Annotated in this window: 1 protein-coding gene; it reads left to right on the forward strand. The window is 68.0% G+C overall.

Features of this window, described 5'->3' with window-relative positions:
• Positions 1–251 precede the first annotated feature (251 nt).
• Positions 252–695 (forward strand): hypothetical protein, encoded by a 444-nt coding sequence (locus tag ACFWPJ_RS33490; RefSeq protein ID WP_378857627.1) that lies wholly within the window; start codon positions 252–254, stop codon positions 693–695.
• Positions 696–1109: the final 414 nt, after the last annotated feature.

Below are 1109 nucleotides of genomic sequence, written 5' to 3' on the forward strand. Positions count from 1 at the left end.
TGAGGTCTACGGCGACACCTTTTTTCTGGGGGTGGGCGGGGCCGCTCTAGCGACGCGGGTGATGGGGTGCGGTGTGGGGCTGTCGCACTCCCGCGTCGCGCAGATCATCGCCGCCGCCGAGTCCGACGACGGCAGTGGGGAGGTGCTGAGCCTGGTTCGCTGATCGATCGCTGCGGGCAGGTGTAGAGCCTGCCCCGCCCTATCCGCTCCGCTTCTCGCACTGCACATCCCACGAACGAAGGACACACATCATGACGAACGCAATGACCGACCTGGACCAGATCAACGCCGAGCTGATGGCCGGCGGCGCCCGCAACCCGTTCGGCCGCGAGGTCCAGGCTGGTGACGGCGTGACCGGCGAGATCATCGCTGTGGTCCGCCGACACCGCCACAACAGCCAGGGGCAGCCGCTGTTCTGGGTCAACCGCAAGCCGCAGGCGGCGCAGTCCGGTGACCCGGTAATCGACTCCCAGCTCATCCTCGAGACCGACGCCCGCGACGACGACCAGGACGACGGCCTGCGCGCGGTCACTATGGACCGCGACGTCCAGCGCGCTATCCGGATCGGCCTGCGCCGAGCCCGCGCCAACGGCGTCGCGATCGGCGGCCGGATCGAGGGCCTGCTGTTCGTCGGCCCGGCCGAGGGTGGCCACGGCCGCGTCTACGACATCGGCAGCTACACCCCGCCCGCGTAGTTCGGCACGCAGTACCCAGGAGCCCCTGGCCCGTGATCGGGTCAGGGGCTCCGTCGTGTTCCAGCCCGCCGGGCTTGGGATGTACTGCCGCACGAGCTTCGCTCGCTTGCCTCGAGGATCTGCCTGCCGCGGTTCGGTGTCTGGGCTGTTTCCCCAACTGTTCCCCGGCCCTTCCTCCGAAGGCATTCCGAGCACGGACGGTGGGTTGCTCAAGGGTGGCCGCAGGCCATCGCCGTAGGCGACGCGACGAAGGAGCGCCCTTGAACTGCCCGCCGTCCGTGCTCACGCTGTCACGCCGAGGAAGGGCGGTCTACTCGTGGTCCTCTGTGGTTCTGCAATCGATCTTGGTGTGGATCGAATCGCGAAAACGGCGCGACTTTCCAGCGAATACCCAGCACCTGTGTGGTGCTAGGT

The sequence above is a fragment of the Nocardia sp. NPDC058497 genome, from assembly GCF_042720195.1.
In the GTDB taxonomy this organism is placed as follows: domain Bacteria; phylum Actinomycetota; class Actinomycetes; order Mycobacteriales; family Mycobacteriaceae; genus Nocardia.